This window comes from Emticicia sp., from assembly GCF_049241225.1.
In the GTDB taxonomy this organism is placed as follows: Bacteria; Bacteroidota; Bacteroidia; order Cytophagales; family Spirosomataceae; genus Emticicia.
The window spans coordinates 1-17,880 of sequence record NZ_JBMLRC010000312.1; the positions used below are offsets into that span (position 1 = coordinate 1).

The window sequence follows — 17,880 nt, forward strand, 5'->3', positions numbered from 1 at the left end:
AAAGGTAAAACAGGCATCATTTCTGGTGCATTAAACGAAAAATCAATTGCTTGGAAAGTTGCTTTAAAAGCACACGAAGAGGGAGCAAGGATAGTTTTGACCAATGCTCCAATAGCAATGCGTATGGGCGAAATTAATAAACTGGCTGAGATTTGCGAAGCACCAATTATTGCGGCTGATGCTACTTCAGTTGAAGATATTGAAAATCTTTACACAAAATCAATGGAGCATTTTGGTGGAAAAGTTGATTTTGTTCTTCACTCAATTGGTATGTCGCCCAATATTCGTAAAGGAAAAGCCTACGGAGATTTGAACTATGATTGGTTTCTGAAAAGTGTTGATATTTCGGCTTTATCATTTCATAAATTCTTGCAAACTGCCGAAAAACTCGATGCTATCAATGAGTGGGGTTCGGTTGTAGCTCTTAGCTATATGGCGGCTCAACGCACATTTCCATTTTATACCGATATGGCCGAAGCAAAAGCCATGCTTGAGTCGATTGCTCGTAGTTATGGCTATCGTTATGGGAAACTAAAAAAAGTGCGTGTAAATACAGTTTCTCAGTCACCAACTGAAACATCGGCAGGTTCTGGAATCGGTGGTTTTGATAAATTCTTTGATTTTGCCGATAAAATTTCACCACTGGGCAATGCTTCAGCTGATTCATGTGCCGATTATTGTATCACGCTTTTCTCAGACCTTACTCGAATGGTTACGATGCAAAACCTTTTCCACGATGGTGGTTTTGTAAATACTGGTATTTCGGAAGATGTGATGGCTTTTATGGAGAAATAAAGTAATCAAGTATTAAAATAAGAAATCCCCGTAACTTTTTGAAATTACGGGGACTTTATTTTGAAAGATATTGTACTTTTTAAAGTTTTACCTGTGATTATTGGCGTTTTTGAACCAAATAGTATAATTTTTCCGTTATTTTTGTGAAACCAAAAAAATAAAAAAATGGAAACACTCGGTTATTTGGCAGGCATACTCACAACAATTGCCTTTGTACCACAAGTATTACAAATCTATAAAACCAAGTCAGCAAAAGATGTGTCGTTGGCTATGTTTTTGATTTTTACAACTGGTGTATTTATGTGGTTAGTTTACGGAATCAAAGCAAATGCTTTTCCTGTAATTGCAGCAAATGCTTTTACGCTAATTCTTTCGTTAGTGATTTTGTTTTTCAAATTTAAATACAGAAAAACATCACATTGATTATCTATTTCGAGCCTTCGGCTTCGCTCAGGCATCGAAATAAATTATTCTATTTCTTCTCAATAATTTCGTCAATGACAAAAAACGGACGTTTTTTGACTTCAATATAAATGCGGCTGATATATTCGCCGATAATGCCAAGCATTGTCAGCATTACTCCTCCTAAGAAGAACATTCCAACGGCCAAAGATGCCAATCCTGGGGTTTCTTCGGGCGTGTGGCCAAATACTTTAAAACCGAAAAGTCGGTGAACCAAAAAGAAAACACCGATAATAAGTGACGGAATGGCAATTGAAATACCCAAATAAGTAGAAAGACGAAGCGGAAAACTCGAAAATCCGAAAAGTCCATCGAGAGCCAATTGTACTAATTTCTTGAACGTATATTTTACTTCGCCAGCGGCACGCTCGGCACGCTCATACGTTACTCCTATTTGCTTGAAACCTGCATACGCCCGCATACCACGTATAAAGCGAATTTGCTCGGGCATATCATGCACCAATACATTCACAACTTTTCTATCCATGACACAAAAATCGCCTGAATCAAGCGGAATCTCAATGTCCGAAATGGCCGCCATAATTCTATAAAAACTCGAATAGGCCAATTTCTTTAAGAAACCTTCCTTACGTTTTGTTCTTACTGCATATACAACTTCATAACCTTCACGCCATTTATCCAAAAAGCGGTATAATTCTTCGGGTGGGTCTTGCAAGTCACCATCCATGATAATGATTGCATCGCCTTTAGCTTCTTGAATTCCTGCCGAAATGGCTGGTTGATGACCAAAATTTCTCGAAAGTTTAATAACCCGTACATGAGAATCCTTCTCAGCCATTACTCGCATCATCGTCAATGAACTATCACGTGAGCCATCATCAATCAATACAATTTCGTAATCTTCTTTCCAAGATGGAGCGGCATTGGTCAGGCGAGTATAAAGATTTTGGAGGTTTTCTTCTTCGTTATAAATCGGGATAACAATCGAAATCATTGGTCTGTAAAGTAGGTCGAAGTTCGTTAGTTGTTAAAAATCAACTATTCTTCATTTTTGATGAGTAAAAAACTTTAAGTTACAAAGATATATTTTTTGAAGCAGAAAAAGGAAGAAGAGGGCAAGAAAACAAAAAAGTCTCGTCTGAGAACAGACAAGACTTTTGTTTTTTGGATGCGTATGATGTATAAACGCCGATGCTATATGAAAAGTTTTATAGTTGAAAAATTATTCAACTATTTTTCAAAAAATCATTAAAATCCAATTTGCCCCGAAAGAGAAGCTCCGTAAGGTACTGAATCTGCATTTATTCCCATTGCTTTGCAGGCTTCGGCAGCAACTCTGATTGAATTATTGGTGCTGCGTTCGTCGGGATAAATATGCACCATGTTTGCCAAATAGAGATTTTCGGTAGCAGTTTTGCAATTAGTTACCTTGTTCGAGAAGTTTAAATCGCAGACCGTTGCGGCCGTATTGGTTTTAAAAACAAACACATTCTTAATCCAATCTTCCGAAAACTCAGGGTTGATTTTCTTCAATGGTGGAATCATCACGGCTTTGATTTCGTCTTCGGTCATGGTTGCCAAAGATTCGCTCATGGCAAAATAACGAGAAAGATAAACAATGTGCGAGCCGTTGTATTCTTCTTTCGGAATGAAGTTTGTGTGTTCGATTACTCCTCCGAAAGGATAACCTTCGTCAGCAACGTTCATCCAATAAATATGGCTGAAAGATTTTTTCAATTCCAAAATCGTACAAACTGCTCCGAAATATTCAACGCCATTGGCATCGAGTGGACAATTTTTGATTTTATCGAAATAAAGCGATGGAATAGTTAAAAGAAACTTTCCGCCATCAATGGTCATATTCTTGGTAATAATGCCTTCTACCTTGCCATTTGCTATCTTAAACTCTTCGATTGGTTCGTTCTTGATTAATTCAACGCCCATTTGCTCCAAACGAGAAATCAGCGTATCCATCAAGGTTTTCCAGCTACCGTTGATATAGCCGAGGCGTTCGTCGCCACCCTTGCGAGAGTTTAGGCGTTGTGCCATTCGGCCAATCATCCAAGCCAATGGAACTTTGTTGGCATACGGCCCAAATTTGATATTGAGCATCGGTTTCCAAAGAGCATCTGTAATATCACGACCAGCCCAACGATAAAACCAATCAAGTGTCGGAATTCCTTCGTTTTCTCTCCACTTGGCCATTTTGCCCAAGAAAAGGCTTGTCAGACCAAAACGAACTTTACCGATTAAACCTACAGGTTTGAATTTCAATAAATCAATCGGCGAATTGAAATCGTAGATTTTTCCATTGCGGAAAACCCCCATTGTGGTTTTTTTATAGAAAGCTTTATCCGATATTTTCAAGTCTTCGAGTAACCAACGTAGCTCGGCATCTTGTGTGAAAAAGTGGTGATAATAGTGTTCGAGTTGGTTTCCACCTATTTCAAAAGTATTGAGAAGTCCACCGAATTTATCGCTTCCTTCAATTACTGTTACTTTTACACCTTGTTTGGCTGCGATATAGGCCGCTGCAAGGCCAGTCATTCCGCCACCTAAAATTGTTAGTTTTTCCATAAACCCAAAGATTACGCTTCCCGCCCGTAAAGGGGGACAATTTTTTTATAATTTATCTTTATACTATCGACCATCGTCTATTGACTATCGACTTACTTTATTTCTATGACTTCTTCTTTTAAAACTTTAAACTGGCCATTTTCGAGTTTTCCGATTTGCATATTGAAACTTCCAATCGGTAAGTCTGGCTTAGCTACAATCATGTCGATGCGATTGTTGTAATATCGTTGAGTGCTAAGGAAAGTCGTAAACTTATTGGCCACTGTTTCGAGATGAAAAGCCAAACGATTAGTATTGTTGCTAAAGACGGCGTAGTAACCATCATATCTGCGGTTGGCAGGTATAAACACATTGTTGATTGTTATGTGGAAAAGGTTTTTCTCTTCCTTGATTTTAACTTGCTCGCCCGCATTGGCGGCAATTTGATTTTTGTATAATGATTGATTCAAATCATCGATTTCGGCAGGAGGTGTGTAGTTTTTGAAATGTACACGACTTATCCACAAAATGTCGTTAACGTACTTCATAATTCCAGGCACAAAACCCGCATAATTATACGGAGGAATCGGAAGCCGTTGATAAGTGTTGATAGGAGCGTGGTCGTCAGGATTTCTGGAGTTATCAAAGGCGTAATAGTAATAGCGACCGTTGTTTTTCCAGTTCAAAATCGTCGTTCCGAAGAATTTTCGACGGTTTTCCACATCGTCCCAACTTTCGTAATACGAAAAGGCACTAAAAAGAATCGTGATAATTATGGAAACCTGTAAATATTTTTTCCAGTTTTTGGTTTGAACTACATTGTAGAAACTCAAATAAACTACCACGAATAAAATCAACGAAACCGTTTTGTATCTGCTTGCAAAAGCTTGTTCGAGGCCTTGGCTGGCACGAGAAGCTGCAAAAGCTGCTCCGCTCAAACCCACAAAAATGAGTGCAGATAATAAGTAAAGGTTGAATTTTGGGTATTTTAAAATAGTTTGATACAGATTACTCGTTTTTTCGGCGGTAAGTCCTTTATAATTAGTTAGGTACCAAAAATAGATAAAACTAAAAAGAAGATACAAAACCCAACCAAGCATCAAAACTCCTGCCGTAATCGCAACGGCAAATTTTAGATTTGTGCTATAAAACTGAACCGTACTGTCAATCGGCGAGCCGAAAAACGCAAAAATATCTCCTACAATAATGTGTGGATATTGCGTGAAATTAATCTTCACATCGGGGCGGATGCCCGGCTTTTTAAAGTCAAAGAAATAGAGAATGAACGAGAAAAGAACAATTCCTAAAAATTGAAGTTTCTCACTACGAGTGCGGGCGTACAAAACCAAAGGAATGGCGGCAACGAAAGAAAACATTCCGTTTCCGTTCGTAAACATTGCCACAAAAAATAAGAGATTTGCTAAATAAAAAGCCCATTTTTGCTTGTAAAACAGCAAAAGAGAAAATCCCCAAAGACCAAAAATGATAACAGTATTGGGTTGAAGAGAAGTAATTGCCCAAAAGATGTTTTCGATGGGCTGGGTGTTGAAAATGATAAAAATGATGGGAATCAGGTAAGCTAATTTCAGATTGATTTCACGCAAAACTCGGTAGAAAACAAAGGGCAAAATAAGTAAATACGACACTCCCATGAGCATCAAAATCTTATAGTTTACTTCACCGAAAAGATTGTAACAAAGGAGCGTACTGAGGCGAACATACAAGATTCTGTGTTCGCACATTTGCGAAAACAATAGTGCTATTTTCTCAGAAAAAGTCTCTTGTTGCATCCAACTGGCCAAAAAACCTTCGATTCCGTGCCAATCGTCGTTCCAACCGATGTTGAAAGCATTATGAAAAACAAATACATAAAAGCCAATAATTGGCAGTAGTATCAACAAATATGTGATGAGTTTTTTATTCATGCTCGAGACTTGAAACTGGATTTATATTTTTTCAACGGTTTGGATATAGTCCTGAAAGTGTACCGCAGGAAGAAAATTGAAGTTTACACGATAAGAAAGAACCGTAAAAACTAATATCAATGTACTAAGAAAAGCTTGGCTCAAAATTCCAAAAAATAGGAGTAAGCCCCAAATTGGAATTTGGTAATTGAAAATATAAACCAATGAAATTCCAAAAATGGCGGTCAGAATAAGCAATGAAACCGCAATTAGCAATCTGACAGAAACCGTATCGACATAAACGGCTACGGCACTTAGACCATGAATTACCAACGATGTGTAGTTCATTTTCGATTTGCCCGTGTATCTTTCGCCACGTTCTAAACCTACTGATTTATACAACAACCGAGAGCGAATTACACCGCCAGGATAATGATTCCAGATGTCGGAAATGTGGGCTACTTTATCGAGTAAACTCTTCGGAATTACCGAATAATTACCAAAATTGATGACTTTCCCCGTTAGAAAGACAAAAATGTATTTGTAAATTTTATAGAAAATCTTGAAGAAAAAACTCTCTTTTCGCTTGGTTCGGCGGGCAAAAACTATTTTATTAGATTTCCCTGTGACAGCTTCTTCTAATAAAATCGGTAGGTGTTCGGGTTTATCTTCACCATCAACATCCATGACTACAACCAAGTCTTGTGTGGAGTTTTTATTCAAGTAAGAAACCCCAATTGCAATAGACTTCTGATGACCGAGGTTTTTGTTGAGGTGTATAATCTCAACGGGATGCCCCGCCAATTTTGCAGCATCAACTTCTAAACTCGAACAGTCGTTTACCACAACAAAGCGATAATCGGCAAATTGAGTCGGAGAAAGCACCTTACGAACGTCTTCTACGAGTTTGTAGAGACAATCCCAGTCATTAAAAAGAGGTGTAACTATTGCTATTTTCATAAAGCCCCCAAGCCCCCGAGGGGGTGTAAGAAATCAAGTTTTTGCAAAATTACTAAATAATCGCTTCAAGTGCTTGAATTTGTTTTTCGTAGGACGTCAGCGTCTGCTGAATAGTGCTATCGTATTTAAAATCCAACCATGCGTTAATATCCGTAAACATTTGTTGGCGGTTTCGTAGAAAATACAAATTGGTGGAAGATTGCACATTACTCAAGCCACCACGATGTTTGCGGTAAACACCCATTGGCTCGTTGATGTAATGAATCTTACCTGTTGCGGCCAACTGAATCACTAAGGCCCAATCGCCCGCTGCGGCTCGGCTGTGCCATTCTACAAAATCTCGTTCACGGAAAATATTTCTGTAAAGTGTGGCTGCTGTGGCAATAAACCAACGGTCTTCCAAAATATCCACAATACTCGACTCCGTCTTTTGGTTTTCGTCATTGAAGAAATGTTCTGGCGAACCATCTTCATAAATCACTCGCATATTATGGTGACAAATGGCGTAATCTTTATTTTTTTCCATGAAATCTACTTGTTTTTGTAGTTTCAGCGGGTCAGTCCAAAAATCATCGCCCTCACAAAGTGCCACGTAATCGCCTTTGCAAGCTTTCAGAAGCCCTAAAACATTATTTCTACCACCAAACTCTTTTGGTTCTTTTGGCCCTTGGTTTTCTTTATGCAAAAATGCTTGAAAGATCTTCGGGTACTTATCAACATACTCTTGAATAACTTGTTGATTATTATCAGTTGAGGCATCATCACCGATGACGATTTCAATTTCAAAATCAGTTTTTTGCATCAAAGCCCCATCAAGGGTTTGACGAATATATTTCTCGTGATTATAAGTCGGAACGCAAACGCTTACTTTTGGTGGCATTTTCGAGTTTTAATTTTTTAGTCGATGAGGTAAAAGTGCAAAAAAACTATAAAGATTACTTAGCCATTTCGGGAAAATATATTCTCTGATAATCTCTCGTTGTATCTCACGGCTTGGTTTTGCCAATCTCAAGTAAGTTATTGCCGTTGGCATTTGCTTGAAATATTTTCCCACAAATTGCTTACTATCAAGCATCATTCGGTAGTACCGAGCAATATTTTTATTGAGTGTTTCGTGAAACTTATAGTCTAATTCTTGGTCGATTCCTCGGTACATTCCGATACGGTTTTGCAAGAACTCAACATCTTTATAGCCATCTGTAAAACTCATGCCGCTATTGCGATTTTTTCGGTAAACCGACATCGTTTCGTTGATGTATTTAAATTTCGTACCACCTTTTCCCAACAAAATATAGCGAGGAATATCACCACTTTTCGATTCATGAAACCATTGCGGATAATGTGTAATCACACCATTGCGGAATAAAATCGCCGAAGTTGCAATAAACCAAACTTCGTCTTCACCAATAAAATCTTCGACCGTAACGATTTCTTTCTGGTCGGGAGCATTCACAAACTGATTCGGGTGAGAATCATCATCAAAAATGATTTCGGCATTATGAAAACACGCCACAAAATCAGGGTTTTGGTCTAAGAAATCGGCTAATTTTTGAAGTTTATGGTCGGAAGTCCAATAATCATCGCCATCCATCGGGGCAATGTATTTTCCTTTAGCAATGGCCAAAGCGGCCAGTGTATTAGCTTTTCCAAATCCACCGAGATTTTTCTCGTGGAGCATCGGCACAATAATATCGGGATATTTGGCGTAGTATTCTCTGATGATGTCGGCGGTTGAATCTGGCGAGGCATCATCGCCAACGATTACTTCAAATTTAAAGTTAACTTGTTGCGAAAGTATCGAATCGAGGGTTTTGCGAATAAATTTTTCGTGATTGTAAGTCAAAACTATTACACTGACTTTTATATCCGAATTTTCGTTTGGAAAAGTATTCAAGGATTTTCTACAATTAACTTATTGAAATAAAACTCTTTATGTTTGCGAATTTTCACAAAATGCTTGGCAAAATTAAGCCAAAAAGCTCGTCGAAGATTAGAAACACGTTAAATATTCTGAGAATCAGACATTTTTTTGCTCTCTAAACTCTTCTAATCAATAAATCGTCTTATTTTTACATCGAAAAATACAAACAAACTATAAAACCATGCCTGTTACCACTGAAACTTATCCTTGGCTAAAATATTATCCAAAGGGTGTTCCTTACGAAATAAACCCAGAAGCTTATCCTTCGATTTTAGAATTGATGGAAGATGGTTTCAAAAAATTTGCTCATAAATCGGCTTATGCCTGCATGGGTAAAGAAATCACTTACGGACAACTCGATACGCTCTCTCGAAATTTTGCAGCTTATCTTCAGAGTATCGGAATGCAAAAAGGCGACCGAATTGCGATTCAAATGCCAAATGTACTGCAATATCCAGTAGCGATGTTTGGTGCGTTGCGTGCGGGCCTGACGGTCGTGAATACAAATCCGCTTTACACGCCACGAGAAATGGAGCATCAGTTTAAAGATTCGGGAGCAAAAGCGATTGTTATAGTGGCAAACTTTGCTTCGAGTCTTGAGAAAATTCTGGGAAATACTTCCATCAAACACGTTTTTGTGACAGAGTTGGGCGATATGCTTGGCTTTCCGAAAAAGCAGATTGTGAATTTTGTTGTGAAGAGTGTTAAGAAAATGGTTCCTGCTTTTAGTTTGCCTACGGCAAAATCTTTCATGGATGCCGTGAGCAAAGGTGCCAGCCAAACTTGGACAAAGCCAACGATGAATAATTCAGACTTAGCTTTCATTCAATACACAGGCGGAACAACGGGTGTATCAAAAGGAGCAATGCTAACGCACCGAAATATCGTGGCAAATCTTGAAGCCAATAATGTTTGGCAAGGAGTGTTGACTGATAAAATTACTGATGAAAAACCGGTAGTAGTTGCTGCTCTGCCGCTCTATCATATTTATGCTCTCACGGTAAATGCTCTCACGGCTCTAAAAACGGGTACGATGAATTTACTCATCACGAATCCTCGTGATTTGGAGGCATTCATCAAAGATTTGAAAAAATATCCGCCGCACGTATTTACGGGCGTGAATACTTTGTATAATGGTTTGCTCAATCACCCAAAAATCGGAGAAGTTGATTTTAGTAAATTGATTATTACTTCGGCAGGTGGAATGGCTCTACAAGGAGTTGTGGCTAATCGTTGGAAAGAATTGACTGGAAATCTTCCCGCCGAAGGCTATGGTTTATCAGAAACATCGCCTGTGCTTACGTCAAACCCACTTGTTGGTGAAAACCGTGTTGGTACAATCGGAATTCCATGGCCAAGCACTGAAGTCAGAATCTTGAAAGACGACGAAACTTGGGCAGAAGTTGGCGAAGCTGGCGAAATCGTGGCTCATGGCCCGCAAGTAATGGCAGGGTATTACAACCGTCCGGATGAAACTGCAAAAGTTACGTTTGTGGATAGCGAAGGTAAATCGTGGTTCAAAACGGGCGATGTAGGTGTGATGAGTGCCGATGGTTTCTTCAAGATTGTGGATAGAAAGAAAGATATGATTTTGGTTTCGGGCTTTAATGTTTATCCAAACGAAATCGAAGATGTGGTGGCAACTTGCCCAGGAGTTTTGGAAGTGGCGTGTATTGGCGTGGCCGACGAAAAATCAACGGAAGCTGTGAAGGTTTTTGTGGTGAAAAAAGATGAAAGCCTGAGCAAAGAGCAAGTATTGGCACATTGCAAAGAAAATCTAACGGCCTATAAATGTCCGAAGCACATCGAGTTCCGTACCGAATTGCCTAAGACAAATGTCGGTAAGATTTTACGCAGAAGCCTAAAAGAAGAAGAAATGGCGAAAAAGTAAGAATTGCTGGTTGAGCGAAGTCGAAACCAACAAAAATAAAACGCCCCGAAAACAAATATTTCGGGGCGTTTGCTATTTTTAAGCTACGAGATTAAAAACATAATTCATCTTATAACTAAACAATCTGTGGACTACTTATCTATCAATCGAGCCTAAAACTTTTTTCATAAAAGTATTGGCTGCGTCTTTTTCAGGCATACCATCGGCAATCATCTGATGCACTTCCATTGCACCACAAAGATTTGAAATCAATTCGCCAATCACATCAATTTCTTCTGATTTCAAAGCTGGTGCTTCCGATATATTCTCAAGTACCGAGATAGCCGTTTCTATTTCTTCGACCGAGCAAGTACGCTGAATTTGTCTAATTAAGGGTAATTTCATCAATCAAAGCTTTTAATTGTTCTTCTTTATTTGTCTGAACTTGGTTCAATAGTTTTCCACCTTTGAAACCCGCAAATGTTGGTAAGTTATTTACCGCAGCCAGTTTTCTAGAAGCAGGAAATTTCTCGGCATCAACAATCACAAAAGTTGTGTTATCGTTTTCGCCCGAAAGTCTCTTGAACTTTGGTTTCATCAAACGGCAATTTCCACACCATACCGCCGAATATTGTACCATTACCGATTCATTTTGAGCAATGATATCGGCTAAGTTATCTTCTTGTAATTCGATTAACATGATAATTTTCTTTAATAAATTAGTTTTGTGATAAATAGCTCGCTACGCCCGCTGGAGTCGCAAACATTGCTGCTTCGCCTTCTTCCCAGTTTGCAGGGCAAACCTCACCATATTTTTCTACGTGCAATTGTGCATCTAACAAACGCAAGTATTCATCAATATTACGCCCCAAAGGCAAATCGTTGATAGATTCGTGGCGAACGATACCTTCTTTATCAATCAAGAATGTTCCACGGAAAGCAACCGGATTTCCAACAAACGACCAAGTACGAGTTTCGTTATTGAAAACATATTCACCACCCAAAACTCCGCAGTTCAAAGAGATAGTCTTAGCTGTATCGGCGATAATTGGGTAAGTTACGCCCTGAATTCCTCCGTGTTCTTTGGGTGTATTCAACCATGCAAGGTGAGTTTCTTCGGTATCAGTTGAACAACCAATTACAACCGCACCTCTTTTTTCGAATTCTTCTAACTTAGCTTGGAAAGCGTGTAATTCGGTTGGACAAACAAATGTGAAGTCTTTCGGATAGAAAAACAAAACCACATACTTTTTGCCGAGGTATTGATCTAAACTGAAGTTTTCAACGATTTCTTCGCCATTAATTACTGCTCCTGCTGATATGTGCGGATATTTTTTTCCTACTAATCCCATTGTATTATTTTTATGTTGGTTTATGTAATATTTTATTCTTAGCACAAAAAAATACAATTTATTCTTTCATACGATTCTATTATTGGAATCTTATAAAAAGTTCTTCTTATAGTTCAAAACATCGAAAAGTAAAATAAAAACATAAAAAATGTTTTTATTTAGAAGTAAATTGTATTAAAATAGTGCAATTTGAAAATCACCTACACGAAAACCTAAATTATACTTATTCGTGATAGGGGAGGAGAGAATGAAAGACAAAATGAGCCTGAGTCAGAGAGTCGCTTCTTTTGATTGCTTCGCTTTCGAATGCCAGGAAGCAAGGGTGGGCATTAAATAAATGTGTTTTATCGGGCTTTTCTTTTTAATGATTCTATAATTTTTTCTATCTTTGAAATATCACCCCTAATCAATTTTAAATGGATACCTCTACAACTAAACAAAGACTTTTTTCGCTCGATGCCCTCCGTGGTTTTGATATGTTTTGGATAATGGGCGGCGAAGACTTTATTCACGAATTAGCTCATGCCACGCATCATCCCGTAGCGGTTTGGTTGGCTACTCAATTATCGCACGTTGCATGGAACGGATTCCGATTTTATGATTTAATATTCCCGCTATTTTTATTTATTTCTGGGGTTTCTACGCCATATTCGGTGGGTAGAGAAATAGAGAAGGGTGTGGCAAGTCGGAGTATTTTGCTCAGAATCATCAAACGTGGACTCATTTTGGTGCTTTTGGGCGTAATTTATAACAATGGTTTACAGATAAAAGAACTTTCCCAAATTCGTTTTCCGAGTGTATTGGGTCGTATTGGTTTAGCTTATATGTTTGCTTGTATAATTTACCTATATGCCAGCCAACGATTTCAGTATGTGTGGTTTGTGAGTATCTTAATCGGCTATTGGCTAATCATGAAATTTAGTGCTGCCCCTGGTTTTGTGGCTGGCGATTTAACGATTCAAGGTAATTTTGCTTCGTGGGTTGACCGCACGGTGCTTCCAGGCCGATTACACCTCGTTATTCATGACCCCGAAGGGCTTTTCTCTACACTTCCAGCTATTTGTACGGGTTTACTGGGAATTTTTGCAGGAAATTTCTTGAAAAATAATTCTACCAAAACGCCCACTCAAAAAGCCGCAACATTGGCGATTGGTGGTTTGCTTTGCTTAATCGTTGGTGGAATGTGGGGCTTGGTTTTCCCGATTAATAAAAACCTCTGGACCAGCTCTTTTATGCTTTATGCGGGTGGTTGTAGCCTAATTTTGTTGGCTATTTTCTATTTTATCATTGATGTTTTGCAGTATCAGCGTTGGGCGTTTTTCTTCACAATTATCGGGCTCAATTCTATTCTGATTTATCTGTCAGGCTTGTTTATTGATTGGTATTATACGGCCGAGGGGCTATTCAAATGGCTGGGACAGTTATTTGGTGAGCATTATTATGGAATCGTGATTACGGTGGCCGTAATTGGTATAAAATGGGCGTTTCTACGGGCAATGTATCATTATAAGATATTTTTGCGAGTGTAGAGCCATTTTGTTATTATCTGTTAACGCCAAACTTTTTGTTGCTCAGATACGTATATGTAAGAAAGTAGTTTTTAACAAATAATGACAAAAAACACAGACAATATGAAAATCACAGCTTTTTTGAGTATCCTATTATTTACGGTGAGTAGTTGTTTTGCCGTAAATGCTCCAACATCAAATGCGGAGCCGATTAGTCACGAAATATGGAACGGACTTTTGAAAAAACACGTCGATGCCAAAGGATTTGTTAATTATGCTGGTTTCAAGAAAGACCAAGCTGAGTTGAGAAAGTATCTAACTTTGGTAGAAAACAATGCCCCAGGCGATAAATGGAGCAAAGATGAAAAGCTCGCTTATTGGATAAATGCCTACAATGCCTTTACGATTCAGCTTATCTTAGATAATTTAGATAACAAGATAAAAAGCATTAAAGACATTGGCAGCAAAGTGAAGATTCCTTTCGTGAATACTCCGTGGGATGTGAAGTTTATCAATATTGGTGGAAAAAAGATGGATTTGAATAATATCGAACATGGAATTATCAGAAAAGATTTTGATGAGCCTCGTATTCACTTTGCATTGGTTTGTGCCGCAAAATCTTGTCCACCGCTCAGAAATGAGGCGTTTGTGGCTTCAAAATTGAATCAACAGCTCGACGACCAAGGCGTAGATTTCTTGAATGATTCGAGCAAAAATCAGGTTTCGGCCAATGAAGCCAAACTTTCTAACATCTTTAATTGGTACGGTGGCGATTTTAAAGATAAAATGACCGTACTTGATTGGGCGAACAAATATGCTAAGGTAAAAGCCAATAAAGGTGCTAAGATATCTTACATGACTTATAATTGGGAGTTGAACGGGAAGTATTGATTGTCAACAGTTTCCAGTCAACAGTACACAGAAAGAGCAGTTTTTTCATAGAAAACTGCTCTTTTGCTTTTAAATAAATATCAAAACTGCTTGAAACTGAAGACTAAAAACTGCCTACCGAAGACTACTTTACGCTTCTTCAAATCTACTCGGAGATTGGCCTGTAAATTTTTTAAACGCTCGGTTGAAAGTTGCTTTTGAATTAAATCCGCAGTCGAAAGCCACCGCCAGAAGTGTGTAGTTTTGGTTTTGGGGGAGTTTTATTTGTTTCTTGAATTCTTCTACTCGGTATTCGTTTACAAAGTCATTGAAGTTTTTACCGAAATTTGAGTTTATCGCTGCCGAAAGCACTGAGGTATTGGTTTTAAGTTTCTGGGCTAAATCGCTCAGCGAAAGTTCGGGTTCGAGAAATAATTTTTCTTGAAGCATCAGTGTTTCGATTTTTGGCTTCATTGCTTCATATTCATTTTCTTTTGGTTCGTTTGGCTGAACATTTGCCTCTTCAATAACAAGGCTTTGCTCAATGCTTTTACTACTGTAAGACAAACGTAAAGGCTGATGCTGTGCATAGCCTTTTATACCAACATAACAAATAATAAGCACCGTAAACAAATGCCACCACCAATCTTGCTCAAATGGTAAATCGCCGAGTAATTTATCGGCCAACCCCCAAGCCCATTTGAAGATTTCTCCCGCAATAATCAGATAAATAAAATTTCGTAGCCAAACAAAGCTAATTGTTTCAGTATCAGAGAATTGTGTTTCTGTCCAGTTACGATATTCTCGATAAATGCGTAGCGATTGATAAAAATAATAGATATACGATGTCCAAATTGCCAATGTTTCTATCCAGCCTAAAAAGTCAGATAACTTTGAGCTTCTGAAACTATTTACAGCTTCGTGTCCTTGCAAGAAAACTGTAAAATTGACAGCAAAATAGATGAAATAAGGTACATAATGCAAAAAATAGATGGCTTTAAAGCGAAAATCTCGGTTGATTTGAGCTTTCAAATAAAAATAAATAGTCGGAGCAAAAGCTAAATGGAAATAACGAGGAAAACCATCAAACTTTTCCCAAAGGATATTGATTCCAGCAAAACCGAAGGTATAATCTTGGATTTCCATCGCCAGAAAAAACATCACAAAACCTAAGAATTTATCAGAAAGACGTTCTTCTTGCCAGCCTCTATACCAAAGTAAAATGGCAAAAAGTAAAGCCAAAAAATAGCCAAATTGTAGCGGAGTAGTATAGAGTGACATTTTCTAAAGATAGTCTTGTTTGTAATTTTTTGACATTATTTTACTTGTTTTTACATTTTTCGCACTTCACCATTACCAATAATTCCAGACATCGGGTCGATTTTTCCTTGCCCAAACTGCATTACGCTGTTGTTGCCAGTTCCGTGTGCAATGAGCGAAATTTGTGAATTTACCGACACATTGCCGTTGCCGTAGCTTTTTACTTTAGCGGTTTTGGCTATGAGTTTTTGGGCATTTACATTACCATTGCCGTTTTTCTTGATGTCCAGCTCGTCGATGTTTCCTTGTAGCATCACATCACCGTTTCCATCATTTTCGAGTCGGAAATATCGCCCTAAAACGCCCGAAATTTGTACATTTGTATTTCCTCGGTGCTTAATTACTGATGCTTCGGGCATTGTTACTTTGATTTTGATACGGGTATCTTCCAAATAGAGTTTTCCGTTGTAATTCCCTGCCAAGCGAATCGTTAATTGGTTTTCGGCTTCTTCTTTTAGTACTTCGAGTCGTGGCTCTAAATTTTCGTCAATATCTACTTTTATTGAAAAAGGTTTGCCGATTTCTACCTCAATTTTTCCATCAAAATCTTCAAATGTTACTTTATCGAAGTCTTTGAAATCGAAAGTTCGAGAAATGAGTTTCCCTGTTCCTCTCAATGGGCCTTTCTGTGCAAAACTTACGGTGCAAAATACATTAAATAGTGTGATAATTAAAATTAGCTTTTTCATTTTTGTATGTTTTAAATGTTGATTTGTTTTGAGCAAAATAGCATTTTGCTCTACTGTTCCTTATTGAATGTTGCTTCGTAAATGGTTTCACCGTTTTCGTTGAAAACAACACGGCGATTATCTTTATCCTGTAATTCAAATTCATCATTGACCACAAATTTCACTTCTGCAAATTTGTAACCTGTTAGAAAAGTAACCGTAACCGAGTAAAGACTATCTTTTTTGACTGCGGTCATTTCTAAGTCTTTTTGCCAACTAAGTGGTCGATTCTTGCCTCGAAGACCTACTTTTTCGATGTTTTTTAGCTGTTCGGTGTGTAATAAGAATGTTACTTTTCGTTCGTACGTTTTTTGTACACAACTCGTTAAATAAATAGCTATTGAGCAGATAATTAATGTTTTAAATATTTTCATTGTAAGTAGATGATTAAAAATAAATGACACTTGAATTTTGTATAAGCCGTACTTTATACTACCGTGGACTATTGACTGTGGACCGTGGACTACTTAGTATTTTTTGAGAGTAAGAAATCAATTCCGAAGCGGCCTGAGCCTAAAATCATGGTAAAAAGGCTCACCCACATAAAACCCATTGCAGGAAGCATATTCCACATGCCATTGTTGAACTGTTGCATAAAAACCGCCACCAACATTGTGCATAAAATCAAAAACGAAGCAATACGGGTTTGGAAACCAAACAAAAGAAACAATCCTCCAACGGCTTCGCTAAAAGCTCCCATCCAAGCAAAAAAAGCTGGGAAAAGTGCGAAAATTCCGCCATACTCGGCCACATCGTTCGGAAACCAAAAGGCCACTTCAAAAAGACCCAGATTATTGTCGGGTGGCGACCACGGTAAGCCAAATTTTGCCGCACCAAAATCGGTAGCGAGAAGGTATCCACACACAATGCGTGGAATAGCAAATAAAAAATCTTGTAGCCAATGCGGCATCGTGATAGGTTGTAATAGCTTTTTCATTTTTTTGTGCATTTTCAGTTTTAGAAATCAATTTTTGTAATTCATCGAAAGGCCCGTATCTCCTTTTACCACAAGTTCAACAGTTGCTTGCTCATTAGCTTTATTTTCAATTTTTAGAGCCGTATTTTTTTCTACGTTTACTTTTACAGTTTCATTTGGCTTCACAGTTACTGGCGAATGTTGACCGCCGTTGACTGGGGCTTTCCAAAGTTCAAGATTACTGTCAGAAGCATTTCTTAGTTTTACCGAAAACTCACCGTGTTTATTATTGCCCAAAATAAAAGCATCATTGCCTTTGATATAAGTAGTTGAGGTCAGACTACGGCAAGAAGTAAAGAATAAAGTAAATGCGATTGATGTAAGAAATAGCTTTTTCATTTTGTTAGTAGTTTTTGCCAAACGCTTCGTTGCGATTTGATGCTACAAAGTTGGGGCAAAACCAAAAGCCGAGCGTTGCAGAAGATGATTTGAGCCGTCTCAGATTATAATTCGAGACTTTTTGAGGGTTTTTATTCGTTTTTAGGCAAAATAAAAGCGAGATTACCTTTTTAAGACAATCTCGCTTTTGTTATTTACTTAAAAATATTTCTGTTACTCAACCAAAACTGCTTTTCCTGCAATTACATCATCTTCTACGTTTTTATACTTAATGTCACGTTTTACAGTTCCATCTTTATATTGTACACTCACTCGTTGATTACGGTCAGCTATTTTTACATTACGCAAAGGATTTAAT

The 17,880-nt window shown here is 38.0% G+C and carries 19 protein-coding genes; 5 read left to right on the forward strand and 14 right to left on the reverse strand.

Translation table 11 applies throughout. The annotated features are described in order from the left end of the window. Both ACOVO2_RS16575 and ACOVO2_RS16580 read left to right on the forward strand, forming a co-directional pair. Positions 1 to 795: enoyl-ACP reductase FabI (locus ACOVO2_RS16575; protein WP_421771051.1), on the forward strand; the 795-nt coding region annotated here is incomplete at its 5' end. Between the two features lie 165 nt (positions 796 to 960). After that, the gene (locus ACOVO2_RS16580) at positions 961 to 1,218 is read left to right on the forward strand and encodes a SemiSWEET transporter (protein WP_188767410.1); all 258 of its coding nucleotides are present in this window, start codon (positions 961 to 963) and stop codon (positions 1,216 to 1,218) included. A 49-nt stretch (positions 1,219 to 1,267) separates the two neighbouring features. Here ACOVO2_RS16580 and ACOVO2_RS16585 read toward each other — a convergent pair whose 3' ends face one another. The 6 genes from ACOVO2_RS16585 to ACOVO2_RS16610 form a co-directional block, all read right to left on the reverse strand. Further along, positions 1,268 to 2,212: a glycosyltransferase family 2 protein gene (locus ACOVO2_RS16585; protein ID WP_421771052.1), complete on the reverse strand. Its 945-nt coding sequence runs from the start codon at positions 2,210 to 2,212 to the stop codon at positions 1,268 to 1,270. Between the two features lie 254 nt (positions 2,213 to 2,466). Then, the gene (locus tag ACOVO2_RS16590) at positions 2,467 to 3,795 is read right to left on the reverse strand and encodes an NAD(P)/FAD-dependent oxidoreductase (protein ID WP_421771053.1); all 1,329 of its coding nucleotides are present in this window, start codon (positions 3,793 to 3,795) and stop codon (positions 2,467 to 2,469) included. A 92-nt stretch (positions 3,796 to 3,887) separates the two neighbouring features. Beyond that, the gene (locus ACOVO2_RS16595) at positions 3,888 to 5,699 is read right to left on the reverse strand and encodes a hypothetical protein (protein WP_421771054.1); all 1,812 of its coding nucleotides are present in this window, start codon (positions 5,697 to 5,699) and stop codon (positions 3,888 to 3,890) included. Positions 5,700 to 5,720: 21 nt separating this feature from the next. Then, positions 5,721 to 6,638: a glycosyltransferase gene (locus ACOVO2_RS16600; RefSeq protein ID WP_421771055.1), complete on the reverse strand. Its 918-nt coding sequence runs from the start codon at positions 6,636 to 6,638 to the stop codon at positions 5,721 to 5,723. A gap of 52 nt (positions 6,639 to 6,690) precedes the next feature. Continuing rightward, positions 6,691 to 7,518 carry a glycosyltransferase gene (locus tag ACOVO2_RS16605; RefSeq protein WP_421771056.1) on the reverse strand — a complete coding sequence of 276 codons (828 nt, stop codon included), beginning with the start codon at positions 7,516 to 7,518 and terminating at the stop codon, positions 6,691 to 6,693. Between the two features lie 9 nt (positions 7,519 to 7,527). Further along, the gene (locus tag ACOVO2_RS16610; protein ID WP_421771057.1) at positions 7,528 to 8,532 is read right to left on the reverse strand and encodes a glycosyltransferase family 2 protein; all 1,005 of its coding nucleotides are present in this window, start codon (positions 8,530 to 8,532) and stop codon (positions 7,528 to 7,530) included. A gap of 208 nt (positions 8,533 to 8,740) precedes the next feature. Between ACOVO2_RS16610 and ACOVO2_RS16615 the strand changes: the two genes are divergently transcribed. Beyond that, positions 8,741 to 10,450: an AMP-binding protein gene (locus ACOVO2_RS16615; protein WP_421771058.1), complete on the forward strand. Its 1,710-nt coding sequence runs from the start codon at positions 8,741 to 8,743 to the stop codon at positions 10,448 to 10,450. A gap of 135 nt (positions 10,451 to 10,585) precedes the next feature. Here ACOVO2_RS16615 and ACOVO2_RS16620 read toward each other — a convergent pair whose 3' ends face one another. The 3 genes from ACOVO2_RS16620 to ACOVO2_RS16630 are packed head-to-tail and all read right to left on the reverse strand — an operon-like array spanning position 10,586 to position 11,781. Beyond that, positions 10,586 to 10,834, reverse strand: a complete 249-nt coding sequence (locus ACOVO2_RS16620; protein ID WP_421771059.1) for a DUF6952 family protein — start codon at positions 10,832 to 10,834, stop codon at positions 10,586 to 10,588. Then, the gene (locus tag ACOVO2_RS16625; protein WP_421771060.1) at positions 10,815 to 11,129 is read right to left on the reverse strand and encodes a thioredoxin family protein; all 315 of its coding nucleotides are present in this window, start codon (positions 11,127 to 11,129) and stop codon (positions 10,815 to 10,817) included. The genes ACOVO2_RS16620 and ACOVO2_RS16625 overlap by 20 nt, the downstream gene beginning before the upstream one ends. A gap of 19 nt (positions 11,130 to 11,148) precedes the next feature. Further along, complete coding sequence (locus ACOVO2_RS16630; protein WP_421771061.1) at positions 11,149 to 11,781, reverse strand: peroxiredoxin; 633 nt, start codon at positions 11,779 to 11,781, stop codon at positions 11,149 to 11,151. 416 nt (positions 11,782 to 12,197) lie between these two features. On the opposite strand from ACOVO2_RS16630, the gene ACOVO2_RS16635 reads away from it, so the two are divergent. Together ACOVO2_RS16635 and ACOVO2_RS16640 are read left to right on the forward strand one after the other, a co-directional pair. Next, on the forward strand, positions 12,198 to 13,310 hold the full coding sequence (locus tag ACOVO2_RS16635) for an acyltransferase family protein (protein WP_421771062.1): 1,113 nt from the start codon (positions 12,198 to 12,200) through the stop codon (positions 13,308 to 13,310). Positions 13,311 to 13,412: 102 nt separating this feature from the next. Further along, positions 13,413 to 14,180: a DUF547 domain-containing protein gene (locus ACOVO2_RS16640; RefSeq protein ID WP_421771063.1), complete on the forward strand. Its 768-nt coding sequence runs from the start codon at positions 13,413 to 13,415 to the stop codon at positions 14,178 to 14,180. A gap of 129 nt (positions 14,181 to 14,309) precedes the next feature. Here ACOVO2_RS16640 and ACOVO2_RS16645 read toward each other — a convergent pair whose 3' ends face one another. The 5 genes from ACOVO2_RS16645 to ACOVO2_RS16665 all read right to left on the reverse strand — a co-directional run bounded on the left by ACOVO2_RS16645 (position 14,310) and on the right by ACOVO2_RS16665 (position 17,522). Next, on the reverse strand, positions 14,310 to 15,440 hold the full coding sequence (locus ACOVO2_RS16645) for a helix-turn-helix domain-containing protein (RefSeq protein WP_421771064.1): 1,131 nt from the start codon (positions 15,438 to 15,440) through the stop codon (positions 14,310 to 14,312). 50 nt (positions 15,441 to 15,490) lie between these two features. After that, positions 15,491 to 16,168: a GIN domain-containing protein gene (locus ACOVO2_RS16650; protein WP_421771065.1), complete on the reverse strand. Its 678-nt coding sequence runs from the start codon at positions 16,166 to 16,168 to the stop codon at positions 15,491 to 15,493. A gap of 50 nt (positions 16,169 to 16,218) precedes the next feature. Next, a complete protein-coding gene (locus ACOVO2_RS16655; protein ID WP_421771066.1) occupies positions 16,219 to 16,581 on the reverse strand; it encodes a hypothetical protein in 363 nt (120 codons plus the stop codon). Positions 16,582 to 16,670: 89 nt separating this feature from the next. Next, positions 16,671 to 17,144: a DoxX family protein gene (locus ACOVO2_RS16660; protein ID WP_421771067.1), complete on the reverse strand. Its 474-nt coding sequence runs from the start codon at positions 17,142 to 17,144 to the stop codon at positions 16,671 to 16,673. Between the two features lie 27 nt (positions 17,145 to 17,171). Then, positions 17,172 to 17,522: a hypothetical protein gene (locus ACOVO2_RS16665; protein WP_421771068.1), complete on the reverse strand. Its 351-nt coding sequence runs from the start codon at positions 17,520 to 17,522 to the stop codon at positions 17,172 to 17,174. Between the last annotated feature and the right edge of the window lie 358 nt (positions 17,523 to 17,880).

What these genes read in the sequence shown, in the direction of transcription:
- ACOVO2_RS16580 (WP_188767410.1), top strand. Translation starts at nt 961, where the DNA reads ATGGAAACACTCGGTTATTTGGCAGGCATACTCACAACAATTGCCTTT.
- ACOVO2_RS16585 (WP_421771052.1), bottom strand. Translation starts at nt 2,212, where the DNA reads ATGATTTCGATTGTTATCCCGATTTATAACGAAGAAGAAAACCTCCAA.
- ACOVO2_RS16590 (WP_421771053.1), bottom strand. Translation starts at nt 3,795, where the DNA reads ATGGAAAAACTAACAATTTTAGGTGGCGGAATGACTGGCCTTGCAGCG.
- ACOVO2_RS16595 (WP_421771054.1), bottom strand. Translation starts at nt 5,699, where the DNA reads ATGAATAAAAAACTCATCACATATTTGTTGATACTACTGCCAATTATT.
- ACOVO2_RS16600 (WP_421771055.1), bottom strand. Translation starts at nt 6,638, where the DNA reads ATGAAAATAGCAATAGTTACACCTCTTTTTAATGACTGGGATTGTCTC.
- ACOVO2_RS16605 (WP_421771056.1), bottom strand. Translation starts at nt 7,518, where the DNA reads ATGCCACCAAAAGTAAGCGTTTGCGTTCCGACTTATAATCACGAGAAA.
- ACOVO2_RS16615 (WP_421771058.1), top strand. Translation starts at nt 8,741, where the DNA reads ATGCCTGTTACCACTGAAACTTATCCTTGGCTAAAATATTATCCAAAG.
- ACOVO2_RS16620 (WP_421771059.1), bottom strand. Translation starts at nt 10,834, where the DNA reads ATGAAATTACCCTTAATTAGACAAATTCAGCGTACTTGCTCGGTCGAA.
- ACOVO2_RS16625 (WP_421771060.1), bottom strand. Translation starts at nt 11,129, where the DNA reads ATGTTAATCGAATTACAAGAAGATAACTTAGCCGATATCATTGCTCAA.
- ACOVO2_RS16630 (WP_421771061.1), bottom strand. Translation starts at nt 11,781, where the DNA reads ATGGGATTAGTAGGAAAAAAATATCCGCACATATCAGCAGGAGCAGTA.
- ACOVO2_RS16635 (WP_421771062.1), top strand. Translation starts at nt 12,198, where the DNA reads ATGGATACCTCTACAACTAAACAAAGACTTTTTTCGCTCGATGCCCTC.
- ACOVO2_RS16640 (WP_421771063.1), top strand. Translation starts at nt 13,413, where the DNA reads ATGAAAATCACAGCTTTTTTGAGTATCCTATTATTTACGGTGAGTAGT.
- ACOVO2_RS16645 (WP_421771064.1), bottom strand. Translation starts at nt 15,440, where the DNA reads ATGTCACTCTATACTACTCCGCTACAATTTGGCTATTTTTTGGCTTTA.
- ACOVO2_RS16650 (WP_421771065.1), bottom strand. Translation starts at nt 16,168, where the DNA reads ATGAAAAAGCTAATTTTAATTATCACACTATTTAATGTATTTTGCACC.
- ACOVO2_RS16655 (WP_421771066.1), bottom strand. Translation starts at nt 16,581, where the DNA reads ATGAAAATATTTAAAACATTAATTATCTGCTCAATAGCTATTTATTTA.
- ACOVO2_RS16660 (WP_421771067.1), bottom strand. Translation starts at nt 17,144, where the DNA reads ATGAAAAAGCTATTACAACCTATCACGATGCCGCATTGGCTACAAGAT.
- ACOVO2_RS16665 (WP_421771068.1), bottom strand. Translation starts at nt 17,522, where the DNA reads ATGAAAAAGCTATTTCTTACATCAATCGCATTTACTTTATTCTTTACT.